General features: G+C 49.9%; 14 protein-coding genes. 6 read left to right on the top strand and 8 right to left on the bottom strand.

Going from position 1 to position 15,916, the window contains the following annotated elements; genetic code table 11:
* Nucleotides 1-108 precede the first annotated feature (108 nt).
* Entirely contained in the window at nt 109-327 is a 219-nt protein-coding gene (locus BWK47_RS12550) for a hypothetical protein (protein WP_237269632.1), read from the top strand.
* Nucleotides 328-337: 10 nt separating this feature from the next.
* Here the strand turns inward: BWK47_RS12550 and dacB are convergent, their stop codons facing one another.
* Nucleotides 338-1,798, bottom strand: a complete 1,461-nt coding sequence (dacB, locus tag BWK47_RS12545; RefSeq protein WP_162328891.1) for a D-alanyl-D-alanine carboxypeptidase/D-alanyl-D-alanine endopeptidase — start codon at nt 1,796-1,798, stop codon at nt 338-340.
* Between the two features lie 14 nt (nt 1,799-1,812).
* Entirely contained in the window at nt 1,813-2,433 is a 621-nt protein-coding gene (locus BWK47_RS12540) for a vWA domain-containing protein (RefSeq protein WP_010873595.1), read from the bottom strand.
* A 130-nt stretch (nt 2,434-2,563) separates the two neighbouring features.
* On the opposite strand from BWK47_RS12540, the gene BWK47_RS12535 reads away from it, so the two are divergent.
* Entirely contained in the window at nt 2,564-4,639 is a 2,076-nt protein-coding gene (locus BWK47_RS12535; protein ID WP_162328890.1) for a PP2C family serine/threonine-protein phosphatase, read from the top strand.
* Complete coding sequence (gene menD, locus BWK47_RS12530) at nt 4,632-6,419, top strand: 2-succinyl-5-enolpyruvyl-6-hydroxy-3-cyclohexene-1-carboxylic-acid synthase (RefSeq protein ID WP_162328889.1); 1,788 nt, start codon at nt 4,632-4,634, stop codon at nt 6,417-6,419. The genes BWK47_RS12535 and menD overlap by 8 nt, the downstream gene beginning before the upstream one ends.
* Here menD and dusB read toward each other — a convergent pair.
* Nucleotides 6,375-7,445, bottom strand: a complete 1,071-nt coding sequence (gene dusB, locus BWK47_RS12525; protein ID WP_162328888.1) for a tRNA dihydrouridine synthase DusB — start codon at nt 7,443-7,445, stop codon at nt 6,375-6,377. The two genes, menD and dusB, sit on opposite strands and share 45 nt — an antisense overlap.
* Nucleotides 7,446-7,597: 152 nt before the next feature.
* Between dusB and BWK47_RS12520 the strand changes: the two genes are divergently transcribed.
* Nucleotides 7,598-8,992, top strand: coding sequence for a Sll0606 family photosystem II assembly protein (locus tag BWK47_RS12520; RefSeq protein ID WP_237269631.1), 1,395 nt, complete (start codon nt 7,598-7,600; stop codon nt 8,990-8,992).
* Between the two features lie 235 nt (nt 8,993-9,227).
* Here BWK47_RS12520 and BWK47_RS12515 read toward each other — a convergent pair whose 3' ends face one another.
* The 3 genes from BWK47_RS12515 to BWK47_RS12505 all read right to left on the bottom strand — a co-directional run bounded on the left by BWK47_RS12515 (nt 9,228) and on the right by BWK47_RS12505 (nt 12,523).
* Nucleotides 9,228-10,709, bottom strand: coding sequence for a site-2 protease family protein (locus BWK47_RS12515; protein WP_162328886.1), 1,482 nt, complete (start codon nt 10,707-10,709; stop codon nt 9,228-9,230).
* 152 nt (nt 10,710-10,861) lie between these two features.
* Nucleotides 10,862-12,346, bottom strand: a complete 1,485-nt coding sequence (locus BWK47_RS12510; RefSeq protein WP_162328885.1) for a folate/biopterin family MFS transporter — start codon at nt 12,344-12,346, stop codon at nt 10,862-10,864.
* 21 nt (nt 12,347-12,367) lie between these two features.
* Nucleotides 12,368-12,523 carry a hypothetical protein gene (locus tag BWK47_RS12505; RefSeq protein WP_162328884.1) on the bottom strand — a complete coding sequence of 52 codons (156 nt, stop codon included), beginning with the start codon at nt 12,521-12,523 and terminating at the stop codon, nt 12,368-12,370.
* A 216-nt stretch (nt 12,524-12,739) separates the two neighbouring features.
* On the opposite strand from BWK47_RS12505, the gene BWK47_RS12500 reads away from it, so the two are divergent.
* The gene (locus BWK47_RS12500; protein ID WP_162328883.1) at nt 12,740-13,054 is read left to right on the top strand and encodes a DUF2499 domain-containing protein; all 315 of its coding nucleotides are present in this window, start codon (nt 12,740-12,742) and stop codon (nt 13,052-13,054) included.
* Nucleotides 13,009-13,374: a DUF3593 domain-containing protein gene (locus BWK47_RS12495; protein ID WP_162329693.1), complete on the top strand. Its 366-nt coding sequence runs from the start codon at nt 13,009-13,011 to the stop codon at nt 13,372-13,374. The genes BWK47_RS12500 and BWK47_RS12495 overlap by 46 nt, the downstream gene beginning before the upstream one ends.
* An 81-nt stretch (nt 13,375-13,455) precedes the next feature.
* Here BWK47_RS12495 and BWK47_RS12490 read toward each other — a convergent pair whose 3' ends face one another.
* Nucleotides 13,456-14,781 carry a sensor histidine kinase gene (locus tag BWK47_RS12490; protein ID WP_162328882.1) on the bottom strand — a complete coding sequence of 442 codons (1,326 nt, stop codon included), beginning with the start codon at nt 14,779-14,781 and terminating at the stop codon, nt 13,456-13,458.
* 214 nt (nt 14,782-14,995) lie between these two features.
* Nucleotides 14,996-15,886 carry a mechanosensitive ion channel family protein gene (locus tag BWK47_RS12485; protein WP_162328881.1) on the bottom strand — a complete coding sequence of 297 codons (891 nt, stop codon included), beginning with the start codon at nt 15,884-15,886 and terminating at the stop codon, nt 14,996-14,998.
* Between the last annotated feature and the right edge of the window lie 30 nt (nt 15,887-15,916).

Here is a 15,916-nt window from a genome sequence, read left to right as displayed (position 1 = left end):
CTATTTTACAAATCCTACAGGAATTCTATTGTTTTTTAACGCTGCAATTTGACCTATTTAGCCCGATTTTTAAGAGACTCTCTTTAATAAGTATCCTGAGCAATCACCATGATCATGCCCCCCCGACCGATCCAAGCCCCCCAAATCCTTACCAAGCAGACCATCCATTGCCCCAACTGCGGCAGCCATGCCGTCCGTCAACAATGCTTGATTGAAAAAGAAGTTGTCACCGAAACTGCTTGCCCTGTGTGTGACTATCTCTTGGTGAACTGCCAACGTACTGGCAGAGTAGTGGATTCTTATCTTTGTTTGAATGCCAAGCGTTAGCAACTAATATTTACCGTCCCTGGTCGCTGGGCTGACACTTTTCTACCTGGGCAGTCCAAAGTACCATCTGCTTCATTGCTTCCCGTAGCACGGAGGCCCCCAGGTCACTGTTATTGACCATAAAACTGAATGCCACTGTGCCCCATTGCTGGTTTTCCACATAGCCCGTTAAGGAAACCACCCCTGTGAGGGTACCTGTTTTACCCCGCATTTTGCCCACCAGGGGAGTATCGGCGAAACTACGTTCCAGGGTGCCTGATCGCCCAGCAACGGCCAGGGATTGTTGATAAATGGTCCCCGTTGATTTTTGGGTTTGGTTAATTAAAAGTTGCACTAAGGCTTGGGGCGTCACTAGGTCTTGACGGGAAAGTCCTGAGCCATCCCGTAATCTGACCGTAGTGGGGGCTAGGCCTAGTCTTTCCACGTAGGACTGCCAATCCGTACTTTGGGAAGGGGGCTGAATGGCATTGAGCAACGCTTCAGCGTAGAGGTTATTGCTGTCTTGGTTGACAGTTTTGATCAGTGTCCACAGGGGAGGGGAAGTGAGAGTCAGCAAAGGGGCCGGGGCGCTCGCCTTGGTGTTGGCGCTAATGATCAAAGTGCTTACAGAAATGCCTTGTTCTGCTAACTTTTGTTGCAAACTAGCGAGGAAATATTGCTGCGGATCAGCTACAGCTAAGGTGATGGAATGGGGTTCCTCTGCGGGGGGCAGGCCGCCAGTGATAACCAGTTGCCGTTGGCCAAAAATCTGTCGCACCTGGGGAGACTGGCTTGGGTCAACTTCCGTTCGAGTTTGGTTAATAATCTGCCATTGTGCCCCAGCAATGGGATCGGACCAGGTGGGGGTCAATGGTTCCCCCAGATTTTGGGGCGTGAGGGCAAGGATCACTTGATTGCCAGCCAAAATTGCACCATTAACCGGGGGAGCATAGCCGTAGTGCAAATCATCCCACTCCCAACTGGGGCGTTGGTAATCCTGGGGGGCAATGGTATCCACCAGTTCCAATTCTTCGATCGCCGTCACTCCCCTATCTTTTAAACCCTTGGCGATCGCCGTTAGATCATCTACGTCAAAACTGGGATCGCCGCTGGTGATGACTTGGACTTTTTTGCCCCCGTCCCGTTGATAAACTTGGGTGGTAAAGCGAAAATTTGGCCCCAATTCCTGAAGAGCCATGGCGGTGGTAATTAATTTTTGGTTGGAGGCGGGAATAAAAAAACGGTCAGCCTGATATTGGTAAATAGGCTGGGAATCTGTCAGAGGTTGAATGGCAATGCCCCATTGGGCTCGGCTCAATTCTGGTTGTTGTAAATGGCTTTCCAGCTTTTGTTGTAAATCCCCTACGCAGAGGCGATCGGCCTGGGCCCCTACCCCCGTAGTGAGACAGAGATAAAAAATCCCCGTTCCTGTCAGTTGGAGCGGCAATGGGTCCAGATATTTTTTCCATTGAGACAGCAAAACCAGCGCCATGGTTGGGTATTCCCCTAATCTGTAATTGCTTTGAGCAGTACATCACTCAAGCTCATGCCCTGCATATCTTCCATGGTGACGGTATCCACAATGTCGAACTTCGCTCCGGCCGCCTGTAATTGATCATCTAAAGCCTGAAAAAAGGCCGTTGCTTTTTTATCCCTGCCCACCTGAATCAACGAAATCGCTAACTCCTCATCCCGGTCAATTTTTTGGCTCGCTTCTAAAATTAAACGGATAACTGCTTTACGGTCAGTGGGTTCCCCGTCGGTAATAATCAGAAAAGTTTCCCCATTGGGTTTAGTTTGTCCGGCCTGCCGTCGTTGGAAAAAATTGTCCAGGCCATCCTTGAGGGCACCGGCCAGATCAGTGCGCCCCATGGGTTCATTGTTGGCGTAGATGTAAGCAACTTTCTCGGCGGTAACATTGTCATAACGACGGAAGCGGCCAGAGAATAGATAAACGGTGATGCCGTCGGAGTCAATTTCTTCACATTTTTTCGCCAGGGCAATGGTCGAAGCTTGGGCTATTTCCCAGCGAGTGGGGCCATTGGGATCATCAGCGGTGGCCATGCTACTGCTTTTATCGATCATTAGGGTGTAGTCTCGGTTTTCGATGACAGCTTCAGCGCTCATAATCCTCTTGGGGCAATTTTGCAAACAATGGCGGTTTTTTCTCTTTTAGCCTATTACAACTTTTTGGAAATGTTCTTAAGATTGCATATTTCCTTAAAATTAATCAGAAATTTGTTCGAGGGGTAATGCTGTGCCGACTGTCCACTGCTCCAACCGCGATTGTCAAGCCCCCAATGACCTAGGCGATCGCCTGTGCAAAACCTGCCGGACTCCTCTGCTGAAACGTTACCTGTGGGCGGTGGGGGATTGGATCAAGGCCTACCAACCGGGGGAACTGCTACTGGAACGTTATCTGTTGGTGCGGCCCCAGGTGTTGTTGGACACTACGCCGGCCCTGGGGGTGGAAGGCCCGGAGGAAATTCCCGCCCACATTTTGCCCTACCAAAAGCTATTGCCCTTTCGTCTCAATGTGCCGGAGGTGTACGACTATTTTCCTAGTTGGGATGAGGAAAAGGATTTATCGGTGTGGCTGTTGGACTATGGCCCGGTGGCGCTGGACGAAGCAGGGGAACCTGTCCATGAACAGTTGTTACCTTCCCTGGGGGAAATGTGGGAGCATGCTTGTCCCTTACAGCAGTTAACTTGGCTCTGGCAAATGATTCGCCTTTGGCAACCGCTGCAACGGCAGGGGGTGGTGTCTAGCCTGTTGGAGTTTGATTGGTTGAGGGTGCAGGGCCCTCAGGTGTTACTCCAGCAGTTAAAGCTAGATGAGCATCAATTCTATGAGATGAAGTATTTGGCCGGAGTCTGGGAGCCACTATTAACCAATGCCCATCCGGCGATCGCCGATTTTTGTCAGACCCTATGGAAAAAACTAAAACAGGGCAAAATTCCCCACGCTGACCATTTACTGCGGGTATTGGATACGGGCATTCAGTCCTTAGCAGAGCAGTACGATTTTAGTTACACGGTTTTTGCTTTGACCGATGGGGGCCCCAGTCGAGACCACAACGAAGATGCTTGTTTTCCCGTCAGTGAAACCCCCATTGAAGGGCAACAGCTGGCCAACACCATGACTTTGATTTGTGACGGGGTGGGGGGCCAGGAAGGGGGAGAAATTGCTTCCCAGTGGGTGATTGAACATTTACCCGTTCGGGTAATTTCCAAAATTCAAAAACAAATGAATGAGCCGGAGCAAATCCGCACTTTCATCCAGCACCTCAAGGAAGACATCCAAGAAGTTAACGAGCAACTCAATCGTCGCAATGACCGGGAGGAAAGAACAGAACGGGAACGAATGGGCACAACCCTGGTGATGGCCCTGGCGGATTTTCAACAATTTTTCCTGGCCAATGTGGGGGATTCCCGTTGCTATTGGTTAACGGCGGACAGTTGTAAACAGGTGACGGTGGACGATGATGTGGCATCCCGGGAAGTGCGGCTGGGACTGATGCTCTATCGCCATGCGGTGGAGTTACCCAGATCGGGGGCATTAACCCAGGCAGTGGGTTTGGGGCCCTCGGCCCAACTTCATCCCATCATTCAACGCTTAATTGTGCCGACGGATTGTCTATTTTTGCTCTGTTCCGATGGTTTTTGTGACTACAATCGGGTCGAACAGTATTGGCAAGATGATTTTCTCCCAGTGCTCCAAGGCGATCGCCCGGTGGCCGAAGCGGTGCCCCGGTTAATTGAATTGGCCAACCAAGTTAATGGCCATGACAATGTTTCCGTAGCTTTAATTCATTGTCAGATTTCCCCCTCCGTCCCCACCCCTACCCAGGCAGAAAAAGCGGCGGCGGAAGCAGAGATAAATGATCCGGAGGGAGATTCCCCAGAGGAAGATTTTACTGGAGATACGGAATTGGGACTCAAGGCGATCGCCTATCCTGACTTTAGCCAAAGGCCAGTGTCCAAACCGAAGGAAACGGAACCGGAGCATCCCATTCCCCAACAGGACCCCAAGGAATCCTTGGCTTCCCGTCCCTTTGATACCCAACCGCCCCTGCCTCCGGAAGAAATTCCCCTTAATCCGCCCCTAGATCCTCCGACCATCATGGCAGAACAACTAAACAAGACTCACCGGTCGAGGAGCTTGGCTGCCAAATTTCTTACCCTTTCCAAAACCAGCCAGTTATTAATTGCAGGGGGCATGGTGATTATTATTGCGACCCTAACGGTGGCAATGCTTAACCTCAGCCAAGGTAATGGCGAACAAAACCAACCATCGTCGAGCCTAATTGATTTGAGCGTGGGCCATGGTTGATTTCACTAACCCCAATACCCTGGCCGCCTCTGTGTTGGTGGAAACCTGGTTCAGGCTGGGACTCCGGCAGACGGTGATTTGTCCTGGGTCCCGTTCCAGTCCTTTAACGGTGGCTTTGGCTCGCCATGGGGGCGTTGATTGTGTAGTTAGTTTGGATGAACGTTCCGCTAGCTTTTTTGCCTTGGGCCATGGCAGACGCACAGGGCAACCGGTGGCATTGGTGTGTACTTCCGGAACGGCGGCGGCCAATTTTTTGCCTGCCATTATTGAAGCCCATTACAGTCAGGTACCTTTGTTGGTCCTAACCGGCGATCGCCCCCCCAGATTACGTCATTGCCGGGCCGGGCAAACCATTGACCAAACCAAGCTCTATGGCCACTATCCCCAGTGGCAAACGGAATTGGCTTTACCGGAGCCAAACATGGACTATTGCCATTATCTGCGGCAAACGGCGCTCCATAGTTGGCAAAAATGTTTTTGGCCTGGGTTGGGGGTGGTGCATCTCAATTGTCCCTTTGACGAACCCCTGGTGCCTCTCGAACATGCCCGAGAGTCCTTACAGCACTTAGCTGAAGAATTTAGCAAAGAGCATTTTTACCGGGGGCTAACAACCTTTACGACCATGAATCGGGGAGAAGCCATTTCCCTACCCGTTAATTTTTCCATTTTCTCTTTCCCCTCACCCCAACTGGACTTTAGCCCATTGGGTTTGATTCTGGTGGGAGTTATGCCCGGTGGTGAAACGCCCAGTCTGTTAACTGATATTTTGGCGATCGCCAGGGGGTTGGGATATCCCGTATTGTGTGATGCCCTTTGTTCTTTGCGTAATTATGACGATGGCCAGACTGCTTTAATTACCAATTATGATTTTCTGATCCGTTGCCCCCGTTGGGCAGAACAGTTAGTGCCAGAACAAATTATTCAAATCGGCGAATTACCCACTAGTAAGGCGTTGCGGCATTGGTTGGGTACTATTGATTGTCCCCGTTACATTTTGAATTTCCATGGGGAAAATTTAGACCCCCTGCAAGGACAAACGATTTACCTATCCGCCAGTGTTGCCCAAGTAGCTGAACATATACATAACCAGGGTTTCATTCCTGATGCAGAACAAAAAAATTATGCCCATAGTTGGCTGGAAAAACAACGCCAAAGCCAAACAATCATCATTTCTGCCCTAGCCGATGCCCACACCCCTTTAATGGTGGCCCAATTAGCCCATTGTTTACCGCCCCAAACCAATTTGTTCGTGGCGAATAGTTTGCCTGTGCGCTGGCTGGAATTTTTCTGGCCTGCCAACGGCGATCGCCATCGTATTTTTGTTAACCGGGGCGCTAACGGCATTGATGGCACCCTTTCCACTGCCATGGGTATTGCCCACCGGAGTCGGGGTGAAACAGTTTTGTTAACTGGTGATCTATCCCTATTGCATGACAGTAATGGCTTTTTAAATCAGAGCCAAATGCGAGGTAATTTAACTATTATCTTGCTCAACAATAACGGCGGTGGTATTTTCCAAACCCTACCCATTGCCCAGTGCGAAGATGTGTTTGAAACCTATTTTGCTACCCCCCAAGGAGTGGATTTTGGGCAACTTTGTCGCACCTATGGAGTGGAACACAAAATCATTACTAACCTTTGGGATTTGAAGGAACAATGGCCAAACAATAATTCTAGCCCCATCAGAGTTTTGGAAATAATTGGTGATCGCCACCAAGAGGCCCAATGGTTAAAATCATTGCAGGCACAATTTTGCTGTGCTGATAGCTTGATCCAGTAAATCTTTGCCTTCCTGCACAGAATTGATCTGAAAAAGTTGTTCCCGTAACGCTGCCGCTCCGGGAAAATCTTTGCAGTACCAAGCTAAATGTTTCCGGGCTTGGAAAAGTCCCCGTTGCCCCTTATATTCCCAAAGCATTTGTAGATGTTCCTGGGCACAGGTTAATTTTTCTGCCACCGTGGGAGCTTTTCGTTTTTCCCCAGTTTTAAAAAAATGCTCAATTTCCCCCACTAAAAAGGGATAGCCCAAACTGCCCCGGGAACACATCACCCCGTCCGCCCCGGTTTCCTCTAAACAGGCGATCGCCGCTTCTACCGAAAAAATATCGCCATTGGCAATGACGGGTATGGTCAGAGCTTCTTTAACTTTGGCAATCCACTGCCAGCGGGCCTGGCCGTTATAGCCCTGGGCCCTGGTGCGGCCATGGAGGGTCAACATTTGCGCCCCCGCATCCTGCAATCTTTGGGCAAATTCGACAATATTAATTTCCCCATCATCCCAACCGAGGCGAGTTTTGACAGTAACAGGCACATCCACCGCTGCCACCACAGTTTTAACAATCGCTTCGGCCACTGCCGGTTGCCGCAGAAGGGACGAACCACCCCCCTTTTTGGTGATTTTATTGACCGGACAGCCCATATTAATGTCCACCGATTGGGCTCCCTGGGCCACCGCTTTCTGGGCCGCTTCCGCCATAAAGTCCGGCCGACAGTCAAACAGTTGGATACTGATGGGATTTTCCCGGGGATCAATTTCCATCACCTGGGGCAAAGTGCGGAGATGGTGGATTTCTGTGGCGCTGACCATTTCCGTGTAGAGCATGGCCTGGGGGGCATAGCGTCGCACCAAACGCCGAAAAACCAAATCCGTCACCCCCGATAAAGGGGACTGGAGCACCCGGCTGTGGAGAGTTAGGGAACCAATTTGCAAGGGTTTTGCCCAAATGGTGGGGTTGGGCGAGTGATCAAGCAAAGAATTAGGGGTCAAGGTCTGCAAGGAAATGAATCGATAAGAACATTTTCCCATTGATGAACCGCAGTCAAAAGGTGATCGTCTTTCGGTAACTACAGCAGAGGGAAACCATGGGGACAGGCTTTGAGGTCTAGTATGTTGGAAAGAATACCCTTGATGCCTACCAAGCTGTGTTTGGTCGGTCGCCCTTAAGTGTGAGTGCCAATATGTCCTACAAAAACGAGATTCCCATTTTAATCGGTGCGTTGTTAGTCACCCTGGGCATTGTGGGAGGGGGAGGTTGGTTTTTATTTAATAGAATGAATCCTGCTACGGTGGGGCCCGGTTTATCCACCACGGGGTCCATGCCAAGGGAATTACAAGCCAATGTCAGTACGGGGGAAAAGGTGCTTGTTCCCACCATGGATAACGAAACTAAACTATTTGCTTCCAAGGCGATCGCCGAGGGTAAAAACCAGGAAGCGTTGCAACAGTTAACTCAATATCTGGAAAAATCCCCCAACGACCCGGAAGCCTGGATCTATCTGAACAATCTGCGGGCTTTAGACCATAATCCCCTCCAGATAGCGGTGGTGGCCCCGGTGGGCAGTAGCCTCAACATTGCCCAGGAAATTTTGCGAGGAGCGGCCCAGGCCCAGGAAGAAATTAATCAAAAGGGCGGGATTGACGGTCGTTTTCTGCACATCACCATTGTCAATGATGCCAATGACGGCACTTTAGCCCAACAATTTGCCGGGGAGTTAGTCAAACAAAATCAGATTTTGGGGGTGGTGGGACACAATGCCAGCAGTGCCACCCTCAGTGCGGCCCCTACCTACGAAGCAGGGGGATTGGTGCTGGTCAACGCCACCAGCGACGCCAATGGCATTACCAATGTTGGCAACCATATTTTTCGGGTTATTCCCCAAATCAATACCTCCGCCCAAACCTTGGTGCAACAGGTCGGGAAAGAAGTGGACCAAGTGGCGGTTTGCTACGATTCCAAAGCTCCCGATGGCGTTTCTTTTTACCAGGAATTTACCACTGGTTTGTTGGCCAGCGGCGGCCAGTTAGCCCCCACCGTCTGCGATCTGAGTGAAGCTAATTTCAACAGCCAAACCAAAATGGCAGAAATTGTTGCCAGCGGGGCCCAGGGATTGCTGATTTTGCCCCACATCGATCGCCTAGACCGTGCCTTTGCCCTTGGTGATGCCAACCGGGGACAGTTAAAGCTCTATGGCAATAGTCCCCTGTCTACGATTAAAACGTTGGAGCAGGGACAGAGCATGGTGGGTTTAATGGTGGCCATTCCCTGGAGTTCCAAACGTGAGGCCAATCGTCCCTTTGCCGAGGCGGCCCGCAAGTTTTGGGGGGGAGATGTGTCTTGGCGTACGGCGGCCACCTACGATGCGGTTTATGTCGTGGCCAATGCCTTGGCCGTCGCTCCCAGCCGTGAAGGTTTACAAAAAGTTTTGACGGAACCGGAATTTGTTTCTAGCACCATTAACGGGGAAGTGCGCTTTTTACCCAACGGCGATCGGGCAGGGCAAGCCACCTTGGTGCAAATTAAACCTTCCCCCAGCCATGTGACCGGCTACGATTTTTTCCCCATCAATCGGTAAGGGTATGGGGCAAACCTCCCCCCACTCAAAGTTAAAGTTCTAAGAGTAAGGGATTTGGAAAGTCGATTAACAGTTTTAAAACAGGCCCTGAAACGATTCCAAGAGCATTGGCAATTTTTGAGGACATTTGTAAAGTCTTGTTTTGCCCCCTAAATCCCCCAATATTGGGGGACTTTGCGTCTGTTTCCCCCCAAATTTGGGGGGTCAGGGGGGCTTTTCAAACACGTTCTTAATTCTATATTCCCAACCACTGGGATACTGGGGGCGGCACCGGTAAAAGGATCAAAATCAAAATGGCGATCGCCAGAATACCTAACAAATCCCGACGGTCATCCAGTTCGCTGACATCATTTAAAGCTGGCTGATCCCCCACAGGCATCAGTAACAAAATAATTGCCCAGATGAAAAAATCACTACGGATAAAGGACAGCAGCACCATGGCCACCCTGGTAATTTGCCCTGTCACAATGGCCGCCCGTTGCCCCAACATGGCGTGGATAATATGCCCCCCGTCCAATTGACCAAAGGGCATCAGATTCAAGGCAGTCACAATCAAACCAATGTAACCGGCGATCGCCAAGGGATGGAGGTCTAACACCGTATTAGTCCCTAATTGACTGCCCAACGCTGCCTTCGTAATTAGGGTCATCAGCAGAGAAAAACGATAATCCAGGGCATCAAACCGCAACAGGTTAGTATTGTCCGGCATGGGTTCCACAGTGGATTGGGCCAACCCCCACCATAAAATTGGCAACGCCACCACCAAGCCCCCCAACGGCCCGGCGATCGCCACATCAAATAAGGCCTTACGGTGGGGCACTGGGGACTTCATCTGGATAAAAGCGCCAAAGGTACCCAAAAAGAAGGGAATGGGAATGAAATAGGGCAAAGTGGTGCGGATTTTGTAGTGGATCGCTGCCCCATAGTGACTTAATTCATGGCACCCCAAAATGGTCAAAATTGCCAAACTGTAGGGTAAACCCACCATTAACGTCTGGATGCCTGCCTGGAATTTTTCGGGGGTCAAACCGGCCATTTCCGCCCCCACCATGGTGGTGGTAAACCCAGTGAGCAGCAGTAAAGTTAACGCTAACCAAGGTTTATGGAGCTTTTCGCCATTATTAACGCCATCTTCCCTCGCCTGGGCCGGGTTAGGGACCAAGGCGAAAAAAGGTTGGCCTTGTAAACTTTCCTGAAATAAAACTAAAAAGCGATCGCCAAAGACATCTTCCACGTTGCCCTTGACCCGTTCATAGGCCATTTCCGGCGCTACCTGTAATTTCCCTCGGCACAGAATGGCTTGGGGGCGATAGTCTAATTGCTGGAGGTAATACACTCCCCAGGGAAAACAATCCCGCAAAGACTTTTCTTCCGCCGCATCAATGGGTCGAGGGGTTGGCTGTGATGATTTCTGCTCTTTTCCTTGGGTGCCATCGGTGCTAGGGGAAGCGGTAGCTTGGGCCTCTTTATCGGGGACAATGCGACCTTTTTGCACCAACCACCAGTAGAGCAGTGGACAAACCAAAAATGGCCCTAGCAATAACAAAGCCGGCAGAGGGGCATCGGGGCCGTAAATCATGGCCCAAATTGTCCAGAGGGTGGCCGGGGCCATCAACACCAACCACAATATCCAAATCGGGGTGCGGGTGATGGGGGCGGCATTGCTTTTAACCACAAAATAAGTGATGACAGCAAGGATGAGCAAAAGAAGCCACATTGTTACAAAACTCGGAGGTTACAGGGTCACAGCTAGATTCTGGGCGGGGTGGCCTGGATTAGCAAAACAGGCAGTTCGAGGCCAATCAATCCCCTCTCCAGTCTAAAGTATTGCCTCCAGGGGCAAAGCGTTGTAGCCCTACTCACCGGAAACTAGGGACGGCTGGAACTTTTTTCCGGGACAAATTCGGGCAAGAAATTTTGGTCGCTCAAACTGCCCACTGTATGATGTTCAAACACTTCTGCTGGAGGCAAAACCAGGCGATCGCCTGGGTCATCGGGATTATCCTCTTTTTCTGTTTTGTCTTTTACTTGGGGATCTCCCGCTGGCAACAGTCCTAAAAAGGGCAAGGGCAGCAGGGTGGAAAGGTTAGTGATAATGACCAACAAAGCCAAATTATCAAATTGAGTTTCCGTTACCCCCAGCCAATGGGTCAGTAATGACCCCACCTCGAAGGACAATACGCCGGCCAAATTCATCACCGACATCAATAGGGCAAACAAAGTCGCTTCAATGCCCGAGGGACAGAGGCGCGCGGCCAAAACCAACACCGGCATAAAGGCAATTTGCCCCGTTACGGTGAGAATAATGCTATCCCCCAAGCTAAACCAATGGTCATCAATACCCATGGCTCGGTTGGCGTGGGTAATTAAAATCAGGGTAGTTAACCCCAGCAGGCTGGAAATCACTGTACTCCAGCCCATGATCACCCGGAAAGGCAAGGTTTTTAAAAAGCGTTGGTAAAGTCCCACCCCAATCAATCCGGCCACGCTAGTGACCAAGCGCACCCGCCCCAAAAATTTCGGCTCAAAGCCTAACTCGTTGGTGGTGAAATAAAAAAAGGCTGACTCGGCGCTGGGGGTTGCCTGCCAAAAGAAAATAAACAAAGTGGGCAATAGAATCGTTTTTTGACGTACCGCCTGCCAAACCAATTTAATTTGGGCCTTGGGTTGCGGTTTCTCCTCTTCCTCAGCGGTGGAAACTTCGCTGATTAAAAAAGCTGCCCCAACGGTCAGCAAAGGAAAAATGGCGGTGATGGCGAATACGGTGCGGGTGCTAAACCACTCCAACAAAGCCCCACTGGCATAGGCGGTGATAATGCCCCCCACAGCGGCGGCTCCCCAGGTGAGGGATTGCAGAGATCCCACTTGGGCTAAGGATTCCCGTTGGGCCCGTTCCACCACTAGGGAATCGACAATCACATCGCCGATCGCCACGGATAGGGAAGTGAAAAGTAACACTAACCCGGCTTGAGTACCACTGCTCACCCAGGCAGCAAACAATAGCCAACCGGCACTACCCATTAACCCCGATAACCACAGGTATGATCGCCGTCGATAGCCAAATAGGGGCACCGTGTCGGACATTAAACCAAGCACTGGCTTCATAATCCAGGGAGCCGCCCCCAGACCAATCAGAGCGCCCATGGCCGCTGGACTCAGTCCCAATTCATCTTTGAGAAAAAAGCTCACCGCTAAACGGGAAAGACCCAACACCCCTTGCACAAAGTAAATGCTGAGGATGGCCAGTAACTCCCAACTGGGGGCATTGCCCAGGAGCACTTTTTCCCGCAGGAAACGCTTCAAGGGGGTGGAGAATAAAATGGCGATCGGGGTCATGGGCATAGCAACAAGCACGGAAACTTGCTTAATATTTCGTTACGCATTCCCCATGGTAGGACATTTCCTCCGGCCAAGAGCCCAACCCAGGCACTGATTGGCTTCGGGAATTACTGGCGATCGCCAGCCTTGGGCATTAACCAAAATTAACCAATGGACCAGATAGGGCGTTTTTCTTCCTGGTGGGTATCGCATTGGTCTAGCTTCATGAAGACGGTGTAGTTTTTCCTTGAAATCCTAATTGCACCCACACCAGACGAAACGCTTTTGTTACCATTTGCCTAAAGGTCTTGCCTAAAAGACATGGCTCAAGTTGCTTCCCCCGGTTGGTAGTGGCTTGAAACAGTATGATTGGTTTGTTTTGATTACAATCGTTACTGAATAGAAATCAGTCACCCAGGATAGCCCATAGTGAATGCTCTCTCAATTCCCACTTGGATGGTCCATATTTCCAGTGTCATTGAATGGATAGTGGCGATCGCCTTGGTGAGTCGTTATGCTACAAAAGCTGGTTATGGCCACTGGCGGGCCCTGGCCTGGGGGATGGTGCCAGCCCTGGTGAGTGCCACCTGTGCCTGTACTTGGCATTTCTTTGACAATGCTAGTCAGTTAGATTGGTTAGTGACGCTCCAGGCCCTGACCACCGTGATTGGCAATATTACCCTTTGCCTGGCGGCCTGGTGGATTTATCGTCAATCAGCCCAGCCCTCTGCCCCCAAGCCCTGATGGAACTTAGCCAAATTTTTGCCAAGGAAAATCTTTTTGCCCTTTCCCTTTTTCCCTACCTGGGTTTTCTCTGGTTGCTACGGCAATCGCCGCAAACCCCCAAGCTCGTAATGGTGGGATTTTATGTTCTATTGGTGTTTGTTGTGGTAACTATCCCTGCGGGGCTCTACGCTGAAAGCCATTACCAAGCCCAGTTGGCCGATGTAGATTGGCTCCACGGCAGTGCAGAGGTATTTTTATCCCTTTCCAATCTGTTGGTAGTTTTTGGCTTTATCCAGGGTCTAGCCCGACAATCGGCGGAAAAACAGGAAAATAATTAGCTTTGTTGTTCAGTGAGCAGGGGAAATCGTAGGGAAACGACAAAGCAAAGTAAGAAGTTTAAAACTAGGAAATTTAACTGTCTATCCAAGGGGAGCGGCACTGGGCAGTTGCACCCGAAATTGACTGCCCTGGGGAGAACTGGTGACACTGATTTTGCCCTGGTGATGCTGAACAATGGCCGCCACAATCGCCAGCCCCAGACCAACCCCCTGATTAGGCGATCGGGAAGGATCCGCCCGGAAAAAGCGGTCAAATAAATGGGGAATTTGCTCTGGGTCAATGCCCACCCCGTTATCTGCCACTGTGACCTGTAAGCCAGATTGCCTAGGTCGCAGGGCCCCATGGTCAGCAGTACAGTGTTCTAGGGTGAGGGCTACGGAAGGTTCCGTTTGTTCCCGGGGCCGGCTATGGTCAAAAGCGTTGGTAATTAGGTTAGTGAATAGGCGAGCCAACTGGTCCCAATCTCCTTGCACAGTGAAGTCTTCCTCCAGTTCCTCTCCCCGGCTTTCGATTCTGAGGGAAAGAAAAATTCCCCGTTGTTCAGCGGTGAGCCTTTGCTCTTCAATCACCTCAATTAAGAGCGCATCCAAAGGAATGGTTTGCCAAGTCCGGCCGAGGGTCCCACTGTCAGAACGGGCCAGGAATAAAAGATCATTGACCAAATTACCCAGCCGTTGGGTGAGTCGTTCAATGACCTGGAGTTGTTGGCGTTGTTGTTGGGGGTCCGCTTCGGGATATTCCAAAGCCTGTTGCACATTGGTTTGAATCACCGCAATGGGGTTTCTAAGTTCGTGGGAGGCATCGGCGGTGAACTGTTTCAAGCTCTGGTAAGATTCGGCGATCGGCTCCATTGCTAACCCCGATAGAAACCAACCAATGGCCGCCGCACTACTCACCAAAATAGTTAGTCCAAAGCTTAAATCCCAGGCCAATTGTTGAATGGGTTTAGTCACTTCAAACCAAGGATGGCTCACCCGCAGATAGCCCAATACCATGCCCTCTTCCTGAATTCTTTTTGTTACTTGGCGCAACTGGCGATCGCCGGAAAAAGAAACTGTCTCTGTCTTAGATTGGCTAGCAAGGGAAAGGGGAGAATTGTTGCCCATGGTGGACCACAGCAAGCGACCCTCCGCACTGAACCACTCCAAATCAATGTGGTCATCGTCCACGGAAGCGTCATTATCGCGAAAACTTGCCGACACATTCAGCCCATATTCCGCCTGGTCTAGGCCTTGTACCACCAGAGAACGATTCACCACTTCCACCACATGCTTAAGGGTGTCATCAATTCTTTCTACCAAGGTTTGACGGACATAGAAATAAACCCCGCTAGCAAATAGCAACAATAACACCGCTGTTACCAAGGTGTACCACAAAGCTAAACGTCGACGGGTGGCCTGAAACATAGCGTTAATTGTCCTGGGACGAGGTGGCAAAAATCCTTGGATACCAGATGGTAAGGGGAAATTGTATGGAACTTGTCAATTACCGGAGTTTCACTGATAAAGATGGGCAGAATAACTAAGTTTTCTCCCTCGATTATCATCCCCCACTGAAACCATAGGGGAAATTCAATCATTCCCCCTAATTACTTAGTAACCTTAGAAATTTAGCTAACTTTTAAGCCGCTTTAATATCCAACTCCTTTGTTTCTGGTTGAATTAAATGTACGTCCCGCTGGGGGAAAGGAATGGAAATATTTTCTTCGTCTAGCTTCCGTTTAATTGCTTCGGTTAATTGCAATTTGAGGCGGAAGTAATCTTCAGATTTTACCCAGGGACGCACGTAGAAATTAACACTGCTATCTCCTAATTCCCCCAGGGCAATGGTAGGGGCTGGTTCTGTGCAAACTTCACTATTTTGATCAATTACCCACTGTAAAGAAGACCGTACATGGTCAATATCTTCCTCGTACCCCACCCCAATGACTAAATCTATGCGGCGCTTGGGCTTGCCCACATGGTTAATAATATTATTTTCAATGATTTGTTTATTGGGAATAGTCACCAAGCGATTGTCGTAGGTACAAATGGTAGTCGAAAGTATCTCAATCGACTCCACGATCCCTTCAATGCCAGCAACTTCGATCCTTTCCCCCACCCGAAAATAATTAAACAACACCAGCAAAATACCCGCTGCCACGTTAGCGAGGGAACCCTGCAGAGCTAAACCGATCGCCAGGGTGGAAGCCCCTAAAAGAGCGACGAGGGAACTAGTTTGAATGCCTAGTTGGGCTAAACAGAGCACAAAGAACACAACCAAAAGTAGGTAGTAACTGATATTGCCCGCAAAGGAAATAAAAGTTGGCTCCAGATTGGATTTTCTTAAGGCTCTAATAATTAGCTTTTGTAGTCTTTTCGATAACCAAAAGCCAATTAATAAAATTGCTAGCGCAAAGAGAATTTTCAGAGAAGCAGTAATTAGTAAATCAGTAATTGCTTGTTGATCATAATCGAAAATATTATTTGGGAAAAAGGACATAATGAAAAAAAGAAACAACAAATTCACCATTAATGGTGTAGGGGACAGACTGGGCAGTAA

The organism is Synechocystis sp. CACIAM 05 (assembly GCF_010222815.1).
Classification (GTDB): domain Bacteria; phylum Cyanobacteriota; class Cyanobacteriia; order Cyanobacteriales; family Microcystaceae; genus Synechocystis.
Note: the sequence above shows the minus strand (reverse complement) of the source record. Positions and strands in the feature narration are given on the sequence as shown.

Excerpts from the sequence above, each read along its gene's own strand:
- BWK47_RS12520 (WP_237269631.1), top strand. The coding sequence starts at position 7,598 with ATGTCCTACAAAAACGAGATTCCCATTTTAATCGGTGCGTTGTTAGTC.
- BWK47_RS12485 (WP_162328881.1), bottom strand. The coding sequence starts at position 15,886 with ATGGTGAATTTGTTGTTTCTTTTTTTCATTATGTCCTTTTTCCCAAAT.
- BWK47_RS12550 (WP_237269632.1), top strand. The coding sequence starts at position 109 with ATGATCATGCCCCCCCGACCGATCCAAGCCCCCCAAATCCTTACCAAG.
- BWK47_RS12515 (WP_162328886.1), bottom strand. The coding sequence starts at position 10,709 with ATGTGGCTTCTTTTGCTCATCCTTGCTGTCATCACTTATTTTGTGGTT.
- BWK47_RS12490 (WP_162328882.1), bottom strand. The coding sequence starts at position 14,781 with ATGTTTCAGGCCACCCGTCGACGTTTAGCTTTGTGGTACACCTTGGTA.
- BWK47_RS12540 (WP_010873595.1), bottom strand. The coding sequence starts at position 2,433 with ATGAGCGCTGAAGCTGTCATCGAAAACCGAGACTACACCCTAATGATC.
- BWK47_RS12505 (WP_162328884.1), bottom strand. The coding sequence starts at position 12,523 with ATGCGATACCCACCAGGAAGAAAAACGCCCTATCTGGTCCATTGGTTA.
- dusB (WP_162328888.1), bottom strand. The coding sequence starts at position 7,445 with ATGGGAAAATGTTCTTATCGATTCATTTCCTTGCAGACCTTGACCCCT.
- dacB (WP_162328891.1), bottom strand. The coding sequence starts at position 1,798 with ATGGCGCTGGTTTTGCTGTCTCAATGGAAAAAATATCTGGACCCATTG.
- menD (WP_162328889.1), top strand. The coding sequence starts at position 4,632 with ATGGTTGATTTCACTAACCCCAATACCCTGGCCGCCTCTGTGTTGGTG.